Here is a 23418-nt window from a genome sequence, read left to right on the forward strand (position 1 = left end):
GTATGTTCGTGCGCCGACCGGCTTCGCTGATGCTGTTTTTCCTATTGGGCGCGTCGCCCGCTGCGCTGATGGCGCAGACCGCATCCCAGGAGCCGCCGGTGCAGATCGACGAAGGGGAAGAGATCGTCGTCACCGGCCAGCCCCAGCGTGGCGCTGTGCTGGGCAATATCAAGCCAGAACAGCAGCTTTCCTCCGCCGATATCCGCGCTTTGGGCGTGACATCCATTTCGGAAATGATCACCGAGCTGTCGGCACAGACCAACGGAACGCCGGTTGTTCTGCTGAACGGCAAGCGCATATCCAGCTTTTCCGAGATTCAGGACATCCCGTCGGAGGCCGTGGCCCGGGTCGATATCCTGCCCGAACAGGTCGCCCTGTCCTATGGCTATGCACCGACACAGAAGGTGGCGAACATCGTGCTTCGCCAGCGCTTCCGTGCAGAGCTTGCCGATCTGCGAGCGGCTACGACCACCGATGGTGGACGGGAAAGCGGATCGGCCGAGGCGGGCCTGCTACGTATCCGGGGCGACAATCGCTTCACATTGAACGTCAAATATAATGCAGCCGCTTCCTTGCTGGAGAGCCAGCGCGGGATCGAACGAACGGTGAGTAACCCCGCGCTGATCGACGTCACTCGCTTTCGCACTCTCAGCCCCGCGACCGAAAGCATATCCGCGAACGCCACCTATGCCCGCGCGCTCGGCGGCATGTCGATGACCGTCAATGGTCGCGTCGAGCTTTCGGACAATGACTCGCTTCAGGGGCTTTCGGCGGCAGCACTCGCCGCGCCGATCGGCGATGGACCGCGCTATGCCGAATTCCTGCGCGACAACCGGCTCGATCAGCAGATTCGCGGAACGACCGGCCATTTGGGGCTGACGTTCAACGGGCTGCTCGGCAAAGGCTGGCAATGGTCCTTCACCGGCAATGGCGATGTGTCGGACACCCGGACGCGAACCGACCGATCGAGTTCAACCGACCGGGCGAGCGCGCGGTCGCGGGCCGTGACGGGCGACCTGCTACTGTCGGGCCCTGTGTTCGACCTGCCCGCAGGCGCCGTGAAAAGCTCGGTCCGGGTGGGCGCATCGGCCAACGGCTTCGAAGCCTGGTCGATCCGCAACGGAACCGAACGCAGAAATGACTATGACCGGCAGATCGCCAGCGGACAGGTGACGCTCGACTTGCCGATCACCAGCAAGGCGAGGGGCGTCCTCAGCGCGGTTGGCGACATCGGCATCAATGTGAATGCGGCTGCGCAGGAGCTTTCGGATTTCGGCACGCTCTCCACATTAGGCTATGGTGTGCGGTGGCGGCCGATACCAGCGGTCCAACTGCTGGTTTCCGCCAACCAGGACCGGGCAGCACCTACGGGCAACCAGCTCAGCGATCCTGTGATCAGAACGGAGAATATTCCGGTCTTCGACTATCAAAGCGGCCAGACCGTCTTCGTGACGCGGGTGACCGGGGGCAACGCGCAATTGAAGGAAAGCGTGCGGGATCAGTTCCGGCTGAGCGCGACGGTGAAGCCGTTCGACAAGCCCAACCTGACTTTGACTGCGACCTATCTCAACAGCCGGACGAGCAATCCGATCGCGGCCTTCCCCGAACCGACCCCGGCGATCGAGGACGCCTTCGATGGTCGCTTCACTCGCGTGAACGGCGCGCTCACCGAAATCGATGCGCGGCCGATCAACTATCTACGGTCGCAAAGCGAGCAGCTGCGTTGGGGTTTCGATCTATCCTTCCCGCTCAAGTCCCGCATCCAGAAGCTGGTCGAAGCCTGGCGGGCGGCTGGCGCGAAGCCGGAGGACCGGCCGAAGGAATTGCAGGACATGCGCGCGCTGTTCGGCAACCGTGGCGGGCGCGGAGCGCAGAGAGGCCAGGATGGCGCACCCCCTCCGCCTGCACCAAACGACAGCGATCACCCCCGTGGCGAAGGCAGCTTTGGCGGCGGCGGACGTCCAGGCGGCGGTTTTGGCGGGCCGGGTGGCGGACGCGGTGTTGGAGGCGGACGACTGAGCTTCAGCCTCTATCACACATGGCATTTTACCGAGAGCATCCTGATCGCGCCGGGCGTGCCGGAACTCGACCTGTTGAATGGCGACGCGACAGGATCATCGGGCGGCCAGCCAAGGCACGAGGTGGAGGCTCGCGTCGGTTACACGAACAACGGGCTTGGCGCGCGGCTGAGCGTCGATTGGGAAAGCGGCACCCATGTCGATGGTGCGTTGGGCGGCACGTCGCGGCTTGATTTCGGCAGCCTCGCGACGGCGAACCTGCGGCTGTTCGCCAATCTTGGGCAAATGCCTTCGCTGGTGAAGAACCACCCATTTCTACGCGGATCGCGAGTGTCGATCGGCATCGACAATATCTTCAACACCCGCCGCGACGTGACCAACGCCACAGGAGGAACGCCGCTGCGTTATCAGCCAGGCTATCTTGATCCGCTGGGCCGGACGATCAGCATTTCCTTCCGGAAGCTCTTCTTCTGACCCTCGCCTAAATGACTCCATTGTCCGTCCGTTATGATCCATGAAAACATGGGTCGGAGGAATATATGGCAAAGCCGATACGGATCATGGTGGTCGACGATTCGCTCACCATCCGCGCAATGATCGAAACGCTGCTGGAGCGCGATTGCCGGTTCGATGTCGTAGGCGTCGCCCGCAATGGCGAAGAAGCGATCGTCCTTATCCGCAGGGAAAAGCCCGATGTGGTGACGCTGGATGTCGCCATGCCGGGCCGGGATGGCCTCAGCATCCTCGATGAGATCATGGAGATCGATCCCTGCCCCGTCATCATGCTCTCCAGCCTGATGCGTGACGGAGCGCCGATCATGGCCGAAGCGCTCGACCGGGGCGCTGCCGCCTGCTTCAACAAGGCCATGATCGCTCGCGAGGCCGGGCGGTTCATTACCCTGATCAGGGACGTGGCCCGCGGCATGGTTCAGGCGGAGCGGACAGCGATCGCCGCCTGAACGGTTATCAGTTCAGCACAATAAGGGAGCCGCGATCGGCGGCTCCTTTTTTTGTGCGCGGTCGCAAAGCTGTGCGGGATCAGGATGCCAGCGATCGAGGCAGGGCGCACGCCGCCGCAATATCGATGGCGCCGGCGAACTCCACGCCCATTCGATCGTCGCGGGACCAGCGGACGACCGCATCGACGCTGTGCACGTCGCTGAACTCGACAGTCAGGTCCATGCCTGAAGGCACGTTCCAAAGCCCTTCGATCATCGCGCCAGTGGCCGAAATATTGCGGATGCGCCCCGTATAGGCATGGCCGTCGGCATGCACCGCAACCGTGCGCAGCATGGTCTTGCGCTCAGGACGACTGGATTGGAAGCCTTCCACCAGCGCGACCGTGCCATGAACGCGGTGCCGGGCCAGCACATCGCTCGCGCCGAGCGGGCGGCCATAGACATAGCCCTGTATATGGCTACAGCCCAGATCGCGGATGAGCGCGAGTTCGTCCTGCGTTTCCGCTCCCTCGGCGGTCGTGTCCATGCCCAGCGCCTCGGCCAGGCTGACGATGGCCTTGATGATTGCGCTGTTCCGGCTGCCGGTCATCACCGCCCCGCGAACGAAGCTCTGGTCGATCTTGATCTTGTCGAACGGCGCTTTCTTCAGATAGCCGAGCGAGGAGTAGCCGGTCCCGAAATCATCCAGCGCCAGCCTGATGCCGATCCCTTTGAGCCGGGAAAACATCGCATCGGTGCCTTCATCATCGTTCAGGAAGACGCTTTCGGTGATCTCCAACTCCAGCCGCTGGGGCGCGAGTTGCGCGGCGGCAAGTGCGTTCATGACGGTCGCAGGCAGGCCAGGATTGGCGAACTGGATGGGCGAGACATTGACCGCGACGCGAATATCCTCTTCCCACTGGGCTGCATCATGGCAGGCGGTGCGGAGCACCCACTCGCCCAGCGATCCAATAAGGCCGGTATCTTCCGCGATCGGCACGAAAATGGACGGGGATATCTCCCCGCGCACCGGATGGATCCAGCGCAGCAATGCCTCGTAGCCGGTAACCCGCTCCGTCTTGGAGGACACGACGGGTTGATAGACAAGGTGCAGCCCGTCCGAAGCCAGGGCGTGACGCAGATCCTCCTCCAGCTGCCGCCGTCCTTCTGCATCGGCATGCATTTCCGATGAATAGAAGCGATGAACTCCCCGCCCGTCACCTTTGGCGGCATAGAGCGCCAGGTCGGCATTGCGGATCAGCGCATCGGCCGTCTCGCCATCCTGCGGACAGCAGGAAATGCCAACAGATACGCCGATGACGACGACTTTGCCTTCGATCGTGTAGGGCTGCGAAAGCGTGCTGATGATCGTCTTGGCAAGTTGGGACAGAAGCGCGCGATCCTGTCCGCCCGGCAGCAGCACCTTGAACTCGTCGCCCCCCTGCCGCCCGACGAGCCCGCGATTACCGACCACGCGCTGGAGCCTCTGGCTGACCTGCCGCAGCAGTGCGTCACCGGCTGGATGGCCAAGCGTATCATTTACCGTCTTGAATCGATCCAGATCCAGCATGAGCAATGCGCAATCGCCCGGTTGTCCGCGCGCGCCAGCGACGGCATCTTCCAACGACTGCAGCATCTGCACGCGATTGGCGAGCCCGGTGAGCGAATCGAACTGGGCGAGCCGCTGCACCTCGGCCTGGCTCCGGCGCATTTCCGTAAGATCGGTCCCGCTTCCCCGGAAGCCATGGAACTGGCCATATTCATTGAAGACCGGCTGGCCGGAGATCGACCACCAGCGCTCGTCGCGTGTCGCGGCCGCCCGCACGTGAACGTCCGAAAACCCGGTCCGCGCTGAAAGATGGAACCCCAGGGTGCGTTCACCCCCGCCATTTTGATGATCACCAGCCGATACGATGTCGGTGATCGGCCGCCCTACGAGGTCATCCTCAGGGACGTTGAGCGTCCGGGCCAAGGGTTCTGAAAGATAGGTCAGGCAGCCCTGCCGATCCGTTTCCCAGAACCAGCCTTGCCCCGATTGCTCATATTCCTGCAACAGCCGGTCGGATCTTTGGGCACGCAAATCCTGCTGATGCCGGGTAACGGCACGCTCAAGGTCAACGGTCGCCTGGCGGACAGCAGCGATCAGCATGACGGCAATGCAGCTCAGCAACATGCCGATCTGGGCAAAGCCTGCGCCTTGAACGGCTGACACGATCAGCGTTCCAAGAAAATAACTGACGCCCAATAACCGCCGGTCGCCGAACACGGATATGGCGATCAGCGCCATCGCGACTTCGGCCGCGAGGGAAAATGACAAGGGTCCGGCAAAACGCGCCGGTCCCAGCAACATGCTGAATGTCACGCTCGACAACAGGACGGCGGGCAGCATCAACCATTTCTGCACATGTGGTCTTTGGTTGTGAAACCGCTCGGCGCGCGGCCCGACGATCAGCACGCCGTCGATCAGCAGCATGAACAGCAATGTCAGGATGGAGTAGATGCTGCCAAGCGGCACATGCAGCAGCGCGACGGTGCACAGCTTGCCCAGCAGGATCAGCGGCCAAAGCCGCGCGATGTGGGAAAAGGCGCCGGATATCCAGAAAGCCGACGCCTCGGTCCCGCCCTCGGCAAGGCCCAGCGCCACCGCAAGATCAGCGGGCCGGGACAGGGAATCATTCAGCCTGATGCGCGAAGGGGCCATGGCCCGTGCGTAACGCACAGATGTTGAAAGAAACTTACCCGGTTATGCCAAAAGGCATAATGGCTCCGCGCGGCCGCGAAAACCAGCGATGGGAGCGGAAAAAAGAAAGATGCTGAACATCGCCAGCATCTTTCCAAACCTTGATCATTATACTCAGCCTAGCCTACGTTCAGACGCGCATGGGCATCAGCACGTAGAGCGCCGGGCTCCGGTCATTTTCACGGATGAGCGTCGGGGCTGCCGCGTCCGCCAGGTGCAGCTCGACCGTCTCGCTGTCGATCTGGCCCAGAATGTCCAGCAGGTAGCGGGCATTGAAACCGATATCGAAACCCTCGCCTTGGAATGCGCCCGGCACTTCTTCCGCCGCCGTGCCGTTTTCCGGGCTGGTCACTGACAGGGTGATCTTGTCCCGATCAAGCGTCATCTTGACTGCACGGGTCTTTTCCGTCGCGATCGTCGCGACGCGGTCCACGCCTTCCTCGAAGCTGCGGGGATCGATCTTGAGCAGCTTGTCATTGGCTGTCGGAATGACGCGGCTATAATCCGGGAAGGTCCCGTCGATCAGCTTGCTGGTGAGGATCGCGCTGCCCAGGCCGAAGCGGATCTTGCTTGCGGACAGGGTGATCTGGACCGACCCTTCCACCTCATCCAGAAGCTTGCGCAGTTCGCCGATGCACTTGCGGGGGATGATGATGCCCGGCATTCCATCGGCGCCGTCGGGACGGGGCACGGTAACGCGGGCAAGGCGATGGCCGTCGGTCGCAGCAGCCTTCAGAACCGGCTGGCCATCGTCAGACACATGGAAATAAATGCCGTTCAGATAATAGCGCGTTTCTTCGGTCGAGATGGCGAAGCGCGTCTTGTCGATGATCTGCTTCAACGTCTCTGCGGGCAGCTCGAAGCTGGTGGGCAGATCGCCTTCCGCGATCACGGGGAAATCGTCGCGCGGCAGGGTCGACAGGTTGAAACGGGCGCGGCCCGCCTGGATCAGCATCTTGCCCTCGGCCGCGTGCAGCGAAACCTGGCTGCCTTCCGGCAGCTTGCGGGCGATGTCGAACAGCGTGTGGGCGCTGATGGTGGTCGCGCCGGGCTGTTCCACCTGCGCGGAAACGCTCTCGACGATCTGGAGATCGAGGTCGGTCGCCATCAGCTTGATCGCGCCGTCGGCGGACGCTTCGATCAGCACGTTGGACAGGATCGGAATCGTATTGCGCCGTTCAACCACCGACTGGACGTGGCTGAGGCTCTTGAGGAGCGTGGCGCGTTCGATTGTGGCCTTCATGTCCCTGTTTGTCCGTTTCTTTTCTGCGCAAAGCCCGAATGCGGTCGAATCCGGGCGACAATGATGGATGATCCTTCATAACCACTGTTGCGGCGGCGGCAAGCGCCTGCTGATCGTTTCGTGACGGCAAGGGTTGCAAAAGGGGACATGATGGGCTTTGCCAGCTTCATGAAGCGCCTCTGGCTCCTCTCGTTGCTGATCTCGACGCCTGCGGCTGCGCGGGATTCTCTGGGAATGTTCGAAGCCTGGGGGGCATTCCGCGATCCGGCAGCGCCGCGCTGCTACGCCATAGCCAAACCCGTGAGCCGCGCAGGCAGCGGGTTTGCAGCGGTCGGCAACTGGCCCCGCCAACGCGTGCGCGGACAGGTGCATTTCCGGCTGAGCCGGGTGCGGGCCGATGGCGCTTCCGTCATCCTGAATGTCGGTGAGCGGCGCTTCCCGCTGGTCGCGGGCCAGGCTGACGCGTGGGCGCCCGATCCCCGCTCCGACGCCGCCATCATTGCGGCCATGCGCTCGGCAGGCAGCATGAGCGTGCAGACCCAAGGCGCGAATGGGCGAGCCTTTGCCGACACCTACACGCTGCGCGGCGCTGCCACGGCGATCGACGCGGCGGCATTGGGGTGCGCCCGGCTGCGCTGATAGACGCTCCCTTTATAAATACGCAAAAATCCGCTATGGGCGCTGCCATGCATTCATCCGCCAGCCCCCTGATGCCGATTCCCGGCGCTATTGACCCTGTGCCCGTGCCGCGCGCGGTGACGCCGCGTGAAGATGGACGCACTGACCTCATGGGCCTGTCGCGCCCGCAGATCAAAGGCGCGCTGGAGGAAGCAGGGCTCGACGCCAAGCAGGCGAAGCTCCGCTCCAAGCAGTTGTTCCACTGGCTCTATCATCGCGGCGAGACCGATTTCGACGCCATGACCGATCTTGCCAAGCCCATGCGCGGCTGGATGGCCGAGCGCTTCGTCGTCGGCCGCCCTCAGGTAGTGGAAGCCCAGGTGTCGAGCGACGGCACCCGCAAATGGCTGCTCCGGTCGGACGATGGCCAGGATTATGAAATGGTGTTCATCCCCGACGCCGATCGGGGAACGCTCTGCGTCTCCAGCCAGGTGGGCTGCACGCTCAACTGCCGTTTCTGCCATACCGGCACGATGCGTCTGGTGCGCAATCTGACGCCGGGCGAAATCGTCGGCCAGGTGATGCTGGCCCGCGACGCGCTGGGCGAATGGCCAAAGGGCAGCATGGCGTCGGCCAATGACGACGAAGCCGACGACGCGTCGCAATATACGACCGATGGCCGCATGCTGACCAACATCGTGATGATGGGAATGGGCGAGCCGCTCTACAATTTCGACCATGTCCGCGACGCGCTAAAGGTCGTCATGGACGGCGATGGCCTGGCGCTGTCGAAGCGCCGCATCACCCTCTCGACCTCCGGCGTGGTGCCGATGATGGCGCGCGCTGGTGAAGAGATCGGCGTCAACCTCGCCGTGTCGCTCCACGCCGTGACCAAGGATGTGCGCGACGAACTGGTGCCGCTCAACAAGAAGTTCGGCATCGAACAGCTGCTTCAGGCCTGTGCCGACTATCCCAGCGCCAACAATGCCCGCCGCATCACCTTCGAATATGTGATGATCAAGGACAAGAATGACAGCGACGAGGATGCGCGCGAACTGGTGCGGCTGCTGCGTCACTACAAGCTCCCAGCCAAGGTCAACCTGATCCCGTTCAATCCCTGGCCGGGCACGGACTATGAATGTTCGACGCCCGAGCGGATCAAGCGCTTTTCCGACATCGTGTTCGAAGGCGGCATCTCCGCTCCGGTGCGCACGCCGCGGGGCCGGGACATCATGGCCGCCTGCGGGCAGCTGAAATCCGCCAGCGAGAAGAAGGGCCGCGCTGAGCTCGACAGGTTAGCGGCCGAAAAGCAAGCGGCGCTCGGTTGAGCCTTCGCCTTAGCGTGGCGGGCGGGGCTCGCTGATGGTCTCTTCCGCGTCCCGTTCATTCTCATCGGGCTTCAGCGGCGCCATGACCCAGAATGTCAGCAGCGTGAAGCCGGTGAGAACCACCGCCACATCGTAGGTGCCAAGCCCCGCCGCAACGCCGATCGCGCCCGTGATCCATAGGCTTGCGGCGGTTGCAGTGCCCTTCACGGCATGCCTTTGCTGAAGGATCGCGCCGCCACCCAGGAATCCGATGCCTGCGATCACGCCTTCCAGCACGCGAGCCAGCGCCTCCACTTCCTGCGACATTAAGCCCTCGACCGTCTGGACCAAGCCACAGCTGGCCACGGCCACCAAGGGGAAGGTCCGCAACCCGGCGCTGCGTTCCGCCCGCTCCCGGTTCCAGCCGATCGGAAGCGCCAGACAATAGGCAATCACGATCGGAACCAGATGCGGCAGGACCGAAAATGTGTCTCTCATTTCGCCTAAACGCACGAACATGAATTCGGATGCGCAACGAACATCGCTAGCTGCTGCCGGGTTCCTCCAGCAAACGGGGGATCAAGAGCAACAGTTCGCGGGCGAGGAAGCCGATCGGCCCCATAGTGCGGGCCAGTTCCCGCCCTGCCCGTCCATGAAGCCAGCTTGCCCAGGCAGCGGCGCGGAAAGGGTCGGCTCCACGCGCTGCCAGACCACCAGCAATGCCTGCGAGCACGTCACCGGATCCTCCTGTGGCAAGCCCGACGCAACCGCCCTCATGCAGTAGGCAGGCGCCATCCGGAGCCGCAATCACGCTGCGGTCCCCTTTCAGGATCACCACGGCCTGGAAATCCTGCGCGACCTGCGACGCGACCCCAACCGGGTCGGCTGTAATGGCTTCAGCGCTCTTGCCCGTCAGGATCGCCATCTCCCCATGATGCGGCGTCAGGATGATATGCCCCTCATGCGCTGCGATCGTGGACCGCAAATCGCGCGCCGATGTCATTGCTGCCGCATCGAGGATGATGGTCACGGGTGGCTCCGTCGCAGCCAGAATATCGGCGACCAGCTGATCCGTCCCGGCACTCACATTCATGCCGGGTCCCAGGACCAGCGAATCGCAGCGGGCAAGCTGCGGCTTCAGCACGGCGGCCGCGCCGACTGCGATCTCGCCATCCTCCTGCGCCGGAAGGGCGATCATCGCCGCCTCGGGGACCAGCACGCCCAGCGACATGGCGGCCGATCGCACCGTCGCCATCTGCAGCTTGCCTGCACCCGCCCGCAGGGCGGCTTCGCCCGTCAGCCGAAGGGCGCCAGGCACGAACTCCGCCCCACCGACCACCAGCACACGGCCGCGCGCATTCTTGTCTGAATCGCTGTCGACCACCGGCAACGGGTTCGCCTTCAGCCAGGCGGTATCCAGGGTCTCCGGCATCATCCCCGCGCTCCTGCAATGGCATCGGGTTCGCGCGTGACCGGCGTCGCTTCTTCTTCCATCGGCGCGGTCACATTGTAACGGCAAAGCACCAGCCCGCCATTGCGGCCATGCGAGGGGTCATAGACATAGTCGCTGATCGCGCAATTGGCGACGTCTCCCGCCCGATCGATCGCCAAAATCTCCGCTTCATCAAGGCCTTCGATGATGTAGCGCAGGCACAGCACCACGACCTGATGTGTGAAGATCATCACCCGCCGCCCAGCATAATGCAGCGATATGGTATCCATCACCGACCGGAGGCGCAGGATCACGTCGCACCAACTCTCCCCGCCGGGCGGCCGATGATAGAATTTGCCGAGCATCCGGCGAAACTCATATTGCTCTGCTTCAAGTTTACGGATGCCGGACGTCGTCAGCCCGTCCAATATTCCGAATTCCTTTTCCCGCAGCCGCTCGTCGAAGCAGATCGGCTCGTCCGCCCGCGCTCCGCCTGCTTCACGAAAGACCTGCGCCGTCTGAAATGCACGCAGATAGGGAGAGGATAGCAGAACCTCCGGCCGATGATCCTCCGCCTCGCTTGCAAACCAGTGGCCCAACGCCTGCGCCTGTTCGCGGCCCAGCTCACTTAAAGGGACATCCGCGTCGCGCACCGACAAGGCTATGCGGTCGGATTGCGCTTCCGTCGCCTCATCGCGCGCGACATTTCCGGCGCTCTGGCCATGACGAACGATGATGAGCTGGCTTGGCCAATGAAGTGACGCCACGGATGTCCCTGCCTTTCATGCCGCGTTGCTGAGGCATGAAGAACGGTCGCGCCAAGGCTTTGATCCCGACGCAGGCGCGCGAGGGAGGCATGGCGAGCCAACCCTTGAAGCAGCCATGCCTCATCCACCCGGTCTACGCGCGGGATTGCGCTTCCTGGGATTTCCGCTGCCCGACATTGCTCCATTCAACATTGCGCGTGGCGTACATGACGCTTGCCAGCGCGATCAGCAGCAGCACCGAACCGATGAGCAGCGACCATGCCTCCAGGTTGAGCAGCACGAACAGCAAGGCATAGAGCCCCATCAGCAGCGCCCCGATGAACCGACCGCGCCGCCAGCTTCCCAGCACGGCGGCGCTATAGGCGGACAACAGGCCGATGATCGCCGCCGCCCCCAGAATATAGGCTGCGGTGAAGCCGATGACCTCTGCAAAGGCAAGCAACAGGGCGAAGAAGAGCACCAGCGCCGCCCCCGTCAGCAGATATTCCGCCGCAGCCACGCGCGCGCCGCCGACAATGTCGAACAGCAGGAAGGCGAGGAAAGTGAAGCCTATGAACAGGAAGCCATATTTAACCGACCTGTCCACCTTGGAATAAAGATCGACCGGTTCGATCAGGCCGACCGTCACCGCGCGGGAATTGCCGCCGATGACTTCGGCTGGCCTCGCCGCAACCGTAGTGTCGGCAGCCGCCACCATGGCATAGCCCGCGCTGCCATCCAGCAGCGGAGGCCCCAATTCCTGCATCGCGACGGGAGGCTGGCCCAGCGCCAGCTTGTCGATCTGGTAACGGGCCGAAAAGCCGCCATCCGAAATCTCCCGCTTCTCGGGCAGGAAGGCGCCTCCAAAGCTCGGGCTTGGCCATGTCGAAGAGATCTGCCAGAAGGTCTTGCCGCCCCTTGGCACCAGGCTCAGCGACCGGCTGCCGCGCAGGCCGAAATCATATGCCACGGTCAGTCTGCCCTCGCCCGCCCAGGGGAGAAAGGCGAAGAAACCCTGCCCTCCGGTGGCGCCGGGACCTTTGCCGGGCTGCACGGCCAAAGCCTTGCCTCCGGCAGACAGCGACCCACCGCTGGTCAATCCCCGCGCATCCGATGCGCCCATCCGCAATTCCGCCCGCTCCCATAAAAGGCGATCGGCGGTGATGCCGAAACGTGGCAGGTCTTGCGGCAAAGCAAATTGCGCGGTTCCCTTTATACGTGCGTCGTAGAGCACACTGCGGTAGATCGACTTGCGCCGCTCTTCCGGACGGACGGTGGTCGTGACTATATTCTCGACCGGCGAAATATAGAGCAGCTTTTCGGTCTCGACAGTGCGCGACACCCGCTGGCCGTCAACCTGCTCTTCCTGCACCTGAGTGGTACGGAACGGAACGACAATGACAGGTCCCGCAATGATCTGTGGCCCGCCCCAACCAGCATTGATGGCGTCCTGCGCCGTCTGCGATTGGCTCTGCCGGTCCCATACCAGAGCATAGATCAGCATCAGCGGCACGATGAGGGACAGCGCAACCAGCGCCGCGAACAGCAGCTTCATGCCGGGCGACCGTGTTGGCCGCATGTCTTCAGCCGAGCCTGTAATCAACCGCCGCTCCTGTCGAATATTGTCCAGGTCACTGTCTATGCCAAGGGGCGGCAGCGTCAATCATCACGTGCCGCGTGTCCGTTAATCTGATAAGGTCGCCCACGAGAAGTGCCGAGAGTCGAACTGTTTCGAGGAGGGCATGATGCAGACGTCGATCGACGAAGCGAAACTTCACAATTTTGTCGGAAAAATGCTGAACGATCTCGGCGGCGCGATCAGCGTGCCGACGGTGCGCGTCGGCTTCAGGCTAGGCCTGTTTGACGCGCTCGCGCAGGGCCCAGCGACGGCGGCGGACCTCGCACAAAGAGCAGGCGGCCTGCATGAGCGTTATGTCCGGGAATGGGCAATGGCCCAGGCCGCCAATGGCTTTATCGACTTCGACCCTGGCTCAGGCATGTTCAGCGTCTCGCCAGAGCAGGCGATGGTTTTCGTGAACCCCGACAGCCCCGTCTATCTGGCAGGCGCGTTCGAAATGGTCGCCGCCATGATCGAGGCGGAGCCCAAGGTCGAAGAATGTTTCCGCAACGGCAAGGGCGTCAGATGGGGAGACCATGCGGGCTGCCTGTTCTGCGCGACCGGCGCATTCTTCCGGCCCGGCTATGTCAACAACATCGTGCAAAGCTGGATACCCGCGATGGATGGCATGGAGGCAAAGCTGCGGTCCGGCGCGAAGGTCGCGGATGTCGGCTGCGGCGTGGGCTTCTCGACCTTGTTGATGGCGCAGGCCTATCCTGAAAGTCACTTCACCGGCTATGATTTCCACGAGCCCTCGATCGAGGACGCACGGCGTCATGCGCAAGAACATGGCCTCAGCGATCGGGTCCGGTTCGAAGTAGCGGCGGCCAAGGACATTGCCGAGAAGGACTTCGACTTCATCACCATGTATGACTGTCTGCACGATATGGGCGATCCCAAGGGATGCGCGGCACACATGCGCCGCATCCTGACGCCGGGCGGCAGCTGGATGATCGTCGAGCCGATTGCAGGCGACAGGCCGGAAGACAATCTCAATCCCGTCGGGCGGCTCTACTACAACGCGTCCACCATGATCTGCGTGCCCACGTCGCTTGACCAGGAGGTCGGCGAAGGCCTGGGCGCGCAAGCAGGCGAAGCTCGTCTGGCGGCAGTCATCGCCAACGGCGGCTTCCAGTCGGTTAAAAGAGTGGCGGAAGGGCCATTCAACATGGTGCTTCAAGCGCGTTGAAGGGTAGGAACTGGCCGAAGCCGCTCAACTGGCATCGGCGCGCAGGATCTTCTCCATCGGCTTGCCCTTGGCGAGTTCGTCGATCAATTTGTCCAGATAGCGGATTTCTTGCATGAGGGGCTCATCGACCTCTTCGACGCGGACGCCGCAGACCACGCCGGTGATAAGCCGCCGTGCGGGGTTCAGTTCGGGCGCGTCGGCAAAGAAACGTTCGAAACTGACATTGGCCGCCAGCTGCTCCTCAAGCGTTTCCTGGCTGTGTCCGGTCAACCAGCGGAAGATCTGATCGACCTCGCTTCTGGTGCGGCCCTTCTTCTCGGCCTTGCTGACGTAGAGGGGGTAAACGCTCGCCACGCTGACCGAGTAGATGCGATGCTTCGCCATGATCCCTCCTGCGCAGACCCAAAATGCCTTAGCAGCTTTCGCGCAAAAGAATGATGGGGAAACTGATCCCCAGCTTCAGGGGAACTGATCTCGGTGGAGATGAACAAACCCAGCAAATGCTGGGTGGTGACCCCTACGGGAATCGAACCCGTGTTTCAGCCGTGAAAGGGCCGCGTCCTAACCGCTAGACGAAGGGGCCACACTGCAGAATTGCTCTGGCAGTGCTGCGAAGCGAGGGCGGCTTTAGGGGGGGAGCTTGCGCCGGTCAACCCCTTTTGGGCCTAGAATCATCTCTTCTTCAATCGGCCCAGGCGGCGTCTTCCAGATGCAGCTCGGCTGCCGGGCGGCTACCCCAATCGTCGATCTTGGCGCGCCCTGCGACCCACAGGCGGCGATCGCGCGGTGCGCCCAGGATCGCTTGGCCCAGCTCGCTTTCGGCCTGGCGGAACGCGATGGTCTTGATCGAACGGCCATCATCGCCAGCCATCACGGCGCGCAAATGCCCGTTGCCGACCACATCCGCCTTGATGACCCGCATCGGCCCCGCCGCCACCAGCGGGGCAGGCCAGCCAGCGCCATAGGGCCCACCCGCCTCGATCGCGGCCACAAAGTCGGGATTGACCCCCGCAGGCGCGAGCACAGCATCTATGAGCAATGCGCGGTCATCGCGCGCACGGGCCACGGCAGGTCCAAGCCTTTCGTCCAGGAAGTCGGCCAGCGCGTCCACCTTGTCCGAAGCGACCGTCAATCCCGCCGCCATGGCATGGCCGCCCCCGGCGACCAGCAACCCGCTGTCCTTCGCTGCCAGCACGGCCGCCCCCAGGTCCACGCCCGATATGGACCGCCCGGATCCCTTGCCGGTACCCGCGTCGTCGATCGCAACCACGATCGCAGGCCGCCCGGCCTTTTCCTTGATGCGTCCGGCAACGATGCCGATCACGCCGGGGTGCCAACCTGGCCCCGCGATCACCGCAACCGCTCGGTTGCCCTGCGCGGCGAGCAATTCCTCGGCCTCGGCCTGCACCGCCGCTTCGATCGCGCGCCGCTCTTCATTGAACTGGTCGAGCTCGGCCGCGATGCTCGCTGCTTCCAACGGGTCTTCGGTCGTCAGCAGCCGCACGCCAAGATCGGCTTTACCCACCCGGCCGCCGGCATTGATGCGTGGGCCGAGCGCGAAGCCAAGATCATGGCATAGCGGGGCCCGACTGAGGCGGCTGGCGTCGATCAGTGCCGAGATGCCGATGTTGCGGCGCTTGGCCATGACCTTGAGGCCCTGCGCCACAAAGGCGCGGTTGAGTCCCTTGAGCTGCGCCACGTCCGCCACGGTGCCGAGCGCCACGATATCGAGCAACTCCATCAGCGCAGGCTCGGCCCGGTGCGTGAACCAGCCGCGCCGCCGCAGCACGCGGATCAGCGCCGCGCCGAGGAGAAAGGCAACGCCGACCGCCGCCAAATGGCCATGAGCCGCCGCTTCCTCGACCTCGTCAAGCCGGTTCGGGTTCACCAGCGCGAACGCTTCGGGAAGCGCTGCGGCGCATTTATGGTGATCCACCACCACGACATCGACGCCTACCGCCTTCGCCATGGCGAGCGCCTCGAACGCCTGAGCGCCGCAATCGACGGTGACGATCAACGTCGCCCCTTCCCCGGCCAGCCGCACCAGCGCCTCGCCAGACGGGCCATAGCCTTCCATCAACCGATCCGGGATGTAAGGCCGCGCGGACAGGCCAAGATCACGCAGCAGCCGGATCAGCAAGGCTGCGCTGGTCGCGCCGTCCACGTCATAGTCGCCGAAAATCCGCACATGCTCGCCGCTCTGCACCGCATCCGCCAGCCGCTCGGCCGCGCTGTCCATGTCGCGGAACAGGCTTGGGTCAGGCATGAAATGACGGATGGTGGGATTGCGATGCGCATCCACCGCCTCGCGCGGACAGCCTCGGGCGAGCAACAGCTGAGTGACGAGGTCGTCGGGCAGATAGCCGGGCTCGCGAGCATCCGCGCCCGCACCCCGCCAGCGCCACGGTTGTCCAAGGATGGAGCGGGATACATTCAGCGCGACAGTCATTTATCAGTCCCTAAACCGGCCAAGCCCTTGAGGGAAGCGGTTCGCGGACAGCGGCGGAACCGAATCGATGTCCTGCGCGTATTCCCAAGCCGCGCGCGGGTGCGGCGGATCGAAAGGGGCGGCGAAGTTTACATGAGTTCAGGGCAGGCGAAACGCGTCCGGCATGCCTTGGGCGTTTTGATGATTGCGGCGTCACCTCTTCCGCTACAGGCCCAGACTTCCAGCGGCGCTTCCACCGGCACGGTTGCGCCGGAACAGGAGCCGCCGATCCTGCCCGACGAGGAATTCGAGGCGCGCCTTCCCAAGGCTGGTGAGAGTGACACGGCCAACCCCTCCGCTCCGCTCCCGTCGATCGACAGCTGGATCGACCAGCAAATGCCGCAGGCCAGCGCGCCCGTCGAACTGCCCCCAGCTACTGAACCCGCAGCGGAAGCAGAGCTCGCCCAGCCCCTCCCACCGCTCGACAGCGTCACCGTCCCCGCCCAGCTGGCAAGCGACAGCCCCAATGAGAAAACGCCGGAAATCCGCTATGCTGTCGAGATTGACGGCTTTGGCAGGACCGGCCTTGAAGATGAGTTCCGGGGCGAGTCAGCGCTGATCGATGGGAAGGGACGCGCCGACACCGCCGCCATGGTGCAGGCCCGCGCGCATGAGGATGAAGCGCTCGCCGTGCGGCTGCTCTATTCGGAAGGCTATTATGACGCGACCGCCCTCGCATCGCTCGACCAGACCGGCAACGGCACGCTGAAGGCGGTCTTGTCCGTCACGCCGGGCAAGCGGTACAAGATCGGCGACATCGTCATCAACGCCGGGCCCACCGTGCCGCCCGGCCTCGTCCGCGACAGCCTGCCGCTCAAGACCGGCGACTATATCGTTGCCGCCGATGTGGAAAGCGCGGAAGCCAATGTCGGCGTGAGGCTCCCCGAAAATGGCTATCCCTTCGCCAAGGTCGGCGAACGGGACATATTGCTCGACCCGGCGACGATCACGGGCGACTATACATTGCCTGTCGAGGTCGGCCCACGCGGGTCGTTCCGGGGCATCACCACCTCCGGCGCCAAGCAAGCCTTTGGCGCTGACCATATGAAGGTCATCAGCCGCTTCAAACCCGGCGAGCTATATGACAGCCGCAAGGTCGACGACCTGCGCCGCGCCCTCGTCGCGACAGGCCTTTTCTCCAGCATCGCGGTCGATCCGGTGCGCACGAACGAGCCCGGCCCCGACGGCACCGAATATGTCGACCTGCATGTCGATCAGGAAGCAGGACCGCCGCGCACCCTGGCGGGCGAGCTTGGCTATGGCACGGGGCAAGGGTTCCGCGCAGAGGGCACATGGACGCATCGCAACCTCTTCCCACCGGAAGGCGCGCTGATCGCCAAGGCCATCGCGGGCACGCAGGAACAGGGCGTCTCGGGCACCTTCCGCCGCTCGAACGCGGGCAAGCGGGATAAGACCTTCCAGGCTGGCGTCCTGCTCAACCACCAGAATTACGACGCGTACGAAGCCTTCACCGCAGGTCTCAACATCAGCTGGTCGCGCCAATCGACGCCGATTTTCCAGAAGCGCTGGACCTACACCTACGGCGCGGAAATCCTGCTGTCGAACGAACAGACGACGATCGATCCGGCAACGGCGGAAAAGCGGCGGCTGACCTATTTCATCGGCTCGCTGCCGGTGCAGGTCGGCTATGATCGATCAAACGACCTGCTCAATCCGACCAAGGGTTTTCGCGCCAATCTGCGCATTTCACCGGAGGCATCGCTGCAGGGCAATGTGTCACCCTATGTGCGCGGCACCTTTGACCTTAGCGGCTATTATCCCGTTTCCGATGCGCTGGTGATCGCGGCGCGGACGCGGCTCGGCACGATCAGCGGCGCTGCCCGCGACCAGATCGCGCCCTCCCGCCGGGTCTATGCAGGCGGCGGCGGATCAGTGCGCGGCTTTGGCTATCAGGAACTGGGGCCCAAGGACGTCAATGACGATCCCATCGGCGGCCGGTCCGTCAACGAGTTCGCCGTCGAGGGCCGCTATCGCTTCGGCAATTATGGCGTCGTCGCCTTCGTTGACGCGGGCCAGGTCTACGAAAGCGCCATCCCGAAATTCTCGGACATTCGCTATGGCGTAGGCCTGGGCGGCCGCTTCTATACCGACTTCGGCCCGTTCCGGGCGGACATAGCCATGCCGATCAACCGGCAGCCCGGCGAATCCAAATTCACTCTCTATATCGGCATTGGACAGGCATTCTGATGGCCGAAGACACGCCTCCACCCGCTCCCGAAAGCCAGACCGTGATCATCCGGGAAGGCCGACCGTTGTGGCAGAAGATCGTGCTCGGCATTGCCGGTCTGATCCTTGGCCTGGTCGTCCTTGCCGCCGGGTTGCTGCTCTTCCTCAACACGCAGCCGGGCAAGAAATTCCTGATCCGCCAGATCGCGGCGCTGAAGCTGGAATCCGGCATGGCGATCGAGGTCGGCCGTATCGAAGGATCGGTCTATAGTGACATGGTCATCCACGACCTCGTCCTGCGTGATCCCAAGGGGCCATTCGCCGTATCGCCACGCGTTCATGTCGTTTGGAGCCCCTTCCGCTATCTCAACAACCATATCTCCGTCCGCGTGCTGGAAAGCCCGCTTGTCGTGCTGGCCCGCAGCCCACAGTTCAACGTCACGCAAAGCGATCCAAACGCCCCGATCCTTCCCGACCTCGACATTGACGTCGATCGGCTGAAGATCGCCAAATTCGTGCTGGCGAAGCCGGTGATCGGCCAGAAGCGCGAGATCGCCATCGACGGCGTCACCCACATTGCCGATGGCCGCGCGCAGCTTAGCGCCAACGCCGTGGTCGATAGCGGCGATCGGCTCCAGGCATGGCTCGACGCGGTGCCCGAACAGAACCGCCTGGCCATGAAGGGCACGCTGACCGCGCCCAAGGGCGGCGTGATCGCAAAGATGAGTGGGCTCACCGATGGCCTTACCGCTACGCTGGACGGGCGTGGGACATGGCAGGCGTGGAACGGCCGGATCGTCGCCAACTCGCCCAAGGGCGAGCTTGCCAACATCGCCCTCGCCGCGCGCGACGGGAATTTCACGGCCAAGGGTCCGGTGCGCCCCGGCCTCGTCTTTGCCGGAACCGTTGACCGGCTGACCGCTCCAGCCCTTAATGTCGATCTCTTCGCCGGACTTAACGAGCGGCGCGTGAACCTTAAGGGATCACTCCGCTCGAACGCGCTTGCCGCGACGGCGCAGGGCCTCATCGACCTCGGCAAAAGCCAGTTCAGCGGGCTCAAGATCGACGCCGCACTGCTGACGCCCGGCGCGATCATGGAAAAGGTGCGCGGCAAGGATGTGCGCGCTTCGATCATCCTAGACGGCCCCATGGCGACGCCCTTCATAAACTATGATCTCACCGCCGCGATGCTCGCCTTCGACCAGACCGGCATCGAAGGGCTGAAGGCCAGCGGCCGGGCAGTGATCGATACCGATCGCATCCGCATCCCGGTAAACGCGACCGCGCGGCGCGTCACCGGCCTCAATGCAGCAGCAGGCGGGTTGCTCCAGAATCTGCGGGTAAAGGGCGACTTCGCTTATTCCGCAGGCAAGCTGATCAGCGACAATCTGAAGATCGACAGCGATCGGGTGGACGCCACCGCCATCGTCCTTGCCGACCTCGACAACGCCATCTACCGAGGCGCACTCAAGGGCCGGGTGAACGATTACAAGATCGACGGCGTCGGCATCGTGAACCTCAACACCGATGTGGAGTTGGTGCCGGGCCCCAAGGGCGGCTGGGGCCTTGCGGGCAAGTTCGGCGTCCGCACCGCGCGGTGGGAAAATGCGTCGGTGCGCGATTTCCTTGGCGGCAATGCCGTCATGTCGGGCCGCATCGCTATGACGCCGGAAGGCAAGTTCACCCTTGCCGGCCTCAAAGGCGCGGCACCCAATTTCCGCATCCATTCCGGGTCAGGCAGCTACGACACCAATGGCGCGATCACTTTTGACGCGTCCGCGACGTCCAACCAATATGGCCCGCTTGCGCTCACTGTTCGCGGCACGATGGAACGGCCGCAGGCAATCCTGCGCGCGGCCCGGCCCAATGTCGGCGTGCAGCTGTCCGACGTCGTTGCAAAACTCAATGGCGAAACAGGCGGCTATCGGCTGGAAGCGACTGGCGGCTCCGCCTATGGCCCCTTCCTGGCCAATGTGCTGATCCGCACGGGGCGTGGGCCGCTTACGATCGACATCACACGCGCGCGTTTCGCGGGCGTAGACATGAATGGCCGCCTTCAGCAGACCGCCGCCGGACCTTTCGCCGGACGGCTGGCCATGAATGGCTCGGGGATCAACGGCACGGCGCGGCTCGCGGCCGTGGGCAAGGCACAGGGCATCGCGGTGAACGCCACCGCCAGCAACGCTCGCCTGCCCGGCGAGGCCGATGTGGTGATCGGCCGCGCCATTGTGGCTGCGGACATCGTGCTCACTGACCAGCCGCGCATCACCGCCGATGTGCAGATGGCGAACGCGGCCTATGGCGACTATGTCGTGCGCAAGGGGCGGGCGCGCATCAATTATCAGGGCGGACGCGGACGCGCGCAGCTGGTTGCGGATGGATCGACGGGCGTGCCCTTCTCCATCGCCATGAATGCGGCGCTTCGCCCCAATCTCTACGCCGTTGCCCTGGAAGGCAAGGCGAGCAACATCCCCTTCCGCTTCGCACAACCCGCGATCATCCGCATCGAACCGCAGGGCTACCGGCTCGAACCCGCGACGCTTGTCTTGCCGCAAGGAAGGGTTGATCTTGCCGGACGGTTCGGCGGGCAGACCGCCCTCCAGGCCCGGTTCAAGGATTTCGACCTCGCCATCATGAACATCGCCAGCCCCGGCCTCGGCATCAGTGGCAAGGCAACGGGCGCGATCGATTTCAACCAGAGCGGCAACGCCTTCCCCACCGCCACCACCCGCATCGCGATCAATGATTTCCGCCGCTCAAGCCTGTCCGCCGTGTCCGATCCCGTATCCATGGCGATCGAGGGCCGCCTGTCAGGGCGCGGCGGCGATCTGCGCGGCCTCATCCGGCGCGGCAATGCGCCGCTCGGTCGCTTCATCGCCACGCTCGCGCCTCCTGGCCCCGGAGCCAGCTGGACGCAGCAACTCCAATCGGCGCCCCTCGGTGGCGGCATCCGCTACGCCGGCCCGGCCGATGTTCTCTTCTCCTTCGCCGGTCTCGCAGATCAGCAACTGACCGGACCGATCGCCGTCGCCGCAGACTTCAGCGGCCGCCTCACCGCGCCGCGCCTCAACGGCCTCGTCCGCGCCAACGCGCTCACTTATGAAAATGAGACGTTCGGCACGCGCCTGACGCAGATGCGCCTTGATGGCCGCTTCACCAACGATCGGCTGGAGATACGCGACTTTTCCGGCCGGGCGGGCGACGGCACCGTGCAGGCAAGCGGCTCGGTGGGGCTCGCCGCCGAAAGCGGCTATCCCATGAACATCGCCATCAAGCTGGACCGCGCCCGCATCGCCCGCAGCGAAGCCATCACCAGCGTCGTGACCGGCAACATCAACGTCACGAATAGCACGGCAAATGGCGGGTTGATCAAGGGCGACCTGTGGCTCCCCGAAACCCGTTACCGCATCGCCTGGCAGGGCGGCGCGGAAATCCGCCAGCTTCAGGGCGTCCGTCGGAAGGGTGAAGGCACCGACCTTCTCGACCAGCGCGTCGCGTCCCGGCAGGCGGCGGCAAAGCCCGCCGACTGGAAGCTCGACATCCGCGTGCGTGCCGACAATGAGATCTACTTGACCGGCATGGGGCTCGATTCCGAATGGAAGACCAACATGCGGGTGACGGGCACAACAAAGGCCCCGCGCGTCGTCGGCAAGATCGAGGTGATACGTGGCCGCTACAGCTTCTCAGGGCATCAGTTCGACCTTGAACAGGGGATCATTACCTTCAACGGGCCGATGATGAACCCGGTGCTGGCGATCCGCGCCGAAACCCGGATCAACACGGTGACCGCAGGCATTGCAGTGGGCGGTACGGCGCAGCGGCCCGACATCAGCTTCATCTCGACGCCCACCCTGCCGCAGGACGAGATATTGGCGCGCATCCTGTTCGGCGACAATGTCGCGAACCTGTCCGCCACGCAGGCAATCCAGCTTGCCGCCGCGCTCAACGGCCTGCGTGGTGGCGGTGGCGGCCTCAATCCGATGGGCAAGCTGCAGAACGCGTCGGGTGTCGACCGCATCGGCATCGTCGGCGGGGACGATGCCACCGGGCGCGGCACGTCGCTGGCAGTCGGGCAGCGCATCTCCAACAACATCTATGTGGAGGTGATCACCGATCCCAAGGGCTTCACCGCCACCCAGCTGGAAATCTCGCTGTCAAAGACGCTGAGCCTGCTGTCGAAGACTGGCACCAACGCCGGATCATCGGCAAATCTGCGCTATTCGAAGGATTATTGAAGCCGCTCCGCGCGGTAGCGGGCGATCAGCCCATCATATTCATCCATGCCGGGGAAGCGCTCAAAGCTGACCGCCGCCCCGGTTTGCGCCCAGGGCAGCTTCTCCGCTGTCTGCGTTTCCATCCAGGGCGCGAACCAGCTTGCATCGTCCAGCATCGTCGCGCGGACATTGACGAAGCCCATGTCGGCGGCAGGCCTGGTAAAGACCCAGCTCTTGCACCAGCCGCAATGATGATGGTGCACATCCTCGCCATGCATCCCGCCGATCACGGTATCACCCGCGATCAGTGCAAAGCCGCTCGACGGCATGATGATCGTGGTGGAAAAAGCGCTGCCCGTCATCTTCTGGCACCCGGTGCAATGGCACGCCGCCTCACCCCACGGCGCTTCGCTCAACTGGAAACGCACCCGGCCGCACCGGCAATGACCGTCGATGGGGAAATCGGGGATAGGCATGGGGCTTCTCCTGTTAGAGCGGAATGCGTTTACTCTGTATCACCTAGCCCGTTCGGGCTGAGCTTGTCGAAGCCCTCTCCTTCCTAAAAAGGTAGAGCCCTTCGACAAGCTCAGGGCGAACGGTGCTAAGAGGTGGCGCTGATTTAAAGCGCGAAACTCTAGAGCGGACGTAATTGATCCTTCCTATCGCAAGATGGGGAGTAT

Annotated in this window: 16 protein-coding genes and 1 tRNA gene; 7 read left to right on the forward strand and 10 right to left on the reverse strand. The window is 63.7% G+C overall.

Features of this window, described 5'->3' with window-relative positions:
* The first annotated feature begins 2 nt into the window (after positions 1-2).
* The gene (locus MU848_RS16655) at positions 3-2492 is read left to right on the forward strand and encodes a TonB-dependent receptor (RefSeq protein WP_281494523.1); all 2490 of its coding nucleotides are present in this window, start codon (positions 3-5) and stop codon (positions 2490-2492) included.
* A 65-nt stretch (positions 2493-2557) separates the two neighbouring features.
* The gene (locus MU848_RS16660; RefSeq protein ID WP_247234315.1) at positions 2558-2977 is read left to right on the forward strand and encodes a response regulator; all 420 of its coding nucleotides are present in this window, start codon (positions 2558-2560) and stop codon (positions 2975-2977) included.
* A 79-nt stretch (positions 2978-3056) separates the two neighbouring features.
* On the opposite strand, the gene MU848_RS16665 is transcribed toward MU848_RS16660, so the two are convergent.
* Positions 3057-5657 carry an EAL domain-containing protein gene (locus MU848_RS16665; protein WP_247234317.1) on the reverse strand — a complete coding sequence of 867 codons (2601 nt, stop codon included), beginning with the start codon at positions 5655-5657 and terminating at the stop codon, positions 3057-3059.
* Positions 5658-5826: 169 nt separating this feature from the next.
* Complete coding sequence (dnaN, locus tag MU848_RS16670; protein ID WP_247234319.1) at positions 5827-6939, reverse strand: DNA polymerase III subunit beta; 1113 nt, start codon at positions 6937-6939, stop codon at positions 5827-5829.
* A 168-nt stretch (positions 6940-7107) separates the two neighbouring features.
* Here dnaN and MU848_RS16675 point away from each other — a divergent pair, with 168 nt between their 5' ends.
* Together MU848_RS16675 and rlmN are read left to right on the forward strand one after the other, a co-directional pair.
* Positions 7108-7578: a hypothetical protein gene (locus MU848_RS16675; RefSeq protein WP_201515491.1), complete on the forward strand. Its 471-nt coding sequence runs from the start codon at positions 7108-7110 to the stop codon at positions 7576-7578.
* A 47-nt stretch (positions 7579-7625) separates the two neighbouring features.
* On the forward strand, positions 7626-8885 hold the full coding sequence (gene rlmN / locus MU848_RS16680; RefSeq protein WP_247234321.1) for a 23S rRNA (adenine(2503)-C(2))-methyltransferase RlmN: 1260 nt from the start codon (positions 7626-7628) through the stop codon (positions 8883-8885).
* A 9-nt stretch (positions 8886-8894) separates the two neighbouring features.
* On the opposite strand, the gene MU848_RS16685 is transcribed toward rlmN, so the two are convergent.
* From MU848_RS16685 to creD, 4 genes are all read right to left on the reverse strand, one after another.
* Entirely contained in the window at positions 8895-9362 is a 468-nt protein-coding gene (locus tag MU848_RS16685) for an MgtC/SapB family protein (RefSeq protein ID WP_201515234.1), read from the reverse strand.
* A 46-nt stretch (positions 9363-9408) separates the two neighbouring features.
* Positions 9409-10299: an NAD(P)H-hydrate dehydratase gene (locus MU848_RS16690; RefSeq protein ID WP_201515235.1), complete on the reverse strand. Its 891-nt coding sequence runs from the start codon at positions 10297-10299 to the stop codon at positions 9409-9411.
* Positions 10296-11063 carry a histidine phosphatase family protein gene (locus MU848_RS16695; RefSeq protein ID WP_247234323.1) on the reverse strand — a complete coding sequence of 256 codons (768 nt, stop codon included), beginning with the start codon at positions 11061-11063 and terminating at the stop codon, positions 10296-10298. The genes MU848_RS16690 and MU848_RS16695 overlap by 4 nt, the downstream gene beginning before the upstream one ends.
* Positions 11064-11196: 133 nt before the next feature.
* Complete coding sequence (gene creD / locus MU848_RS16700) at positions 11197-12705, reverse strand: cell envelope integrity protein CreD (protein ID WP_247234325.1); 1509 nt, start codon at positions 12703-12705, stop codon at positions 11197-11199.
* An 82-nt stretch (positions 12706-12787) separates the two neighbouring features.
* On the opposite strand from creD, the gene MU848_RS16705 reads away from it, so the two are divergent.
* The gene (locus MU848_RS16705; RefSeq protein WP_247234327.1) at positions 12788-13849 is read left to right on the forward strand and encodes a class I SAM-dependent methyltransferase; all 1062 of its coding nucleotides are present in this window, start codon (positions 12788-12790) and stop codon (positions 13847-13849) included.
* Between the two features lie 24 nt (positions 13850-13873).
* On the opposite strand, the gene MU848_RS16710 is transcribed toward MU848_RS16705, so the two are convergent.
* The 3 genes from MU848_RS16710 to recJ form a co-directional block, all read right to left on the reverse strand.
* Positions 13874-14233 carry a DUF2200 domain-containing protein gene (locus MU848_RS16710; protein ID WP_247234329.1) on the reverse strand — a complete coding sequence of 120 codons (360 nt, stop codon included), beginning with the start codon at positions 14231-14233 and terminating at the stop codon, positions 13874-13876.
* A 124-nt stretch (positions 14234-14357) separates the two neighbouring features.
* Positions 14358-14432 (reverse strand) — tRNA-Glu (locus MU848_RS16715).
* Between the two features lie 99 nt (positions 14433-14531).
* A complete protein-coding gene (gene recJ / locus MU848_RS16720; RefSeq protein ID WP_247234331.1) occupies positions 14532-16298 on the reverse strand; it encodes a single-stranded-DNA-specific exonuclease RecJ in 1767 nt (588 codons plus the stop codon).
* A 132-nt stretch (positions 16299-16430) separates the two neighbouring features.
* On the opposite strand from recJ, the gene MU848_RS16725 reads away from it, so the two are divergent.
* Positions 16431-18545 carry an autotransporter assembly complex protein TamA gene (locus MU848_RS16725; protein ID WP_247234333.1) on the forward strand — a complete coding sequence of 705 codons (2115 nt, stop codon included), beginning with the start codon at positions 16431-16433 and terminating at the stop codon, positions 18543-18545.
* The gene (locus MU848_RS16730; RefSeq protein ID WP_247234335.1) at positions 18545-22759 is read left to right on the forward strand and encodes a translocation/assembly module TamB domain-containing protein; all 4215 of its coding nucleotides are present in this window, start codon (positions 18545-18547) and stop codon (positions 22757-22759) included. Before MU848_RS16725 ends, MU848_RS16730 begins: the two co-directional genes overlap by 1 nt.
* Here MU848_RS16730 and MU848_RS16735 read toward each other — a convergent pair.
* Entirely contained in the window at positions 22753-23214 is a 462-nt protein-coding gene (locus MU848_RS16735; protein WP_201515241.1) for a GFA family protein, read from the reverse strand. The genes MU848_RS16730 and MU848_RS16735 overlap by 7 nt on opposite strands.
* Positions 23215-23418: the final 204 nt, after the last annotated feature.

It is taken from the genome of Sphingobium agri, assembly GCF_023051225.1.
Taxonomy (GTDB): Bacteria; Pseudomonadota; Alphaproteobacteria; order Sphingomonadales; family Sphingomonadaceae; genus Sphingobium; species Sphingobium agri.

Coding starts and splice junctions, on each gene's coding strand:
- MU848_RS16655 (WP_281494523.1), top strand. CDS start 3: ATGTTCGTGCGCCGACCGGCTTCGCTGATGCTGTTTTTCCTATTGGGC.
- MU848_RS16660 (WP_247234315.1), top strand. CDS start 2,558: ATGGCAAAGCCGATACGGATCATGGTGGTCGACGATTCGCTCACCATC.
- MU848_RS16665 (WP_247234317.1), bottom strand. CDS start 5,657: ATGGCCCCTTCGCGCATCAGGCTGAATGATTCCCTGTCCCGGCCCGCT.
- dnaN (WP_247234319.1), bottom strand. CDS start 6,939: ATGAAGGCCACAATCGAACGCGCCACGCTCCTCAAGAGCCTCAGCCAC.
- MU848_RS16675 (WP_201515491.1), top strand. CDS start 7,108: ATGAAGCGCCTCTGGCTCCTCTCGTTGCTGATCTCGACGCCTGCGGCT.
- rlmN (WP_247234321.1), top strand. CDS start 7,626: ATGCATTCATCCGCCAGCCCCCTGATGCCGATTCCCGGCGCTATTGAC.
- MU848_RS16685 (WP_201515234.1), bottom strand. CDS start 9,362: ATGAGAGACACATTTTCGGTCCTGCCGCATCTGGTTCCGATCGTGATT.
- MU848_RS16690 (WP_201515235.1), bottom strand. CDS start 10,299: ATGATGCCGGAGACCCTGGATACCGCCTGGCTGAAGGCGAACCCGTTG.
- MU848_RS16705 (WP_247234327.1), top strand. CDS start 12,788: ATGCAGACGTCGATCGACGAAGCGAAACTTCACAATTTTGTCGGAAAA.
- MU848_RS16710 (WP_247234329.1), bottom strand. CDS start 14,233: ATGGCGAAGCATCGCATCTACTCGGTCAGCGTGGCGAGCGTTTACCCC.
- recJ (WP_247234331.1), bottom strand. CDS start 16,298: ATGACTGTCGCGCTGAATGTATCCCGCTCCATCCTTGGACAACCGTGG.
- MU848_RS16725 (WP_247234333.1), top strand. CDS start 16,431: ATGAGTTCAGGGCAGGCGAAACGCGTCCGGCATGCCTTGGGCGTTTTG.
- MU848_RS16730 (WP_247234335.1), top strand. CDS start 18,545: ATGGCCGAAGACACGCCTCCACCCGCTCCCGAAAGCCAGACCGTGATC.
- MU848_RS16735 (WP_201515241.1), bottom strand. CDS start 23,214: ATGCCTATCCCCGATTTCCCCATCGACGGTCATTGCCGGTGCGGCCGG.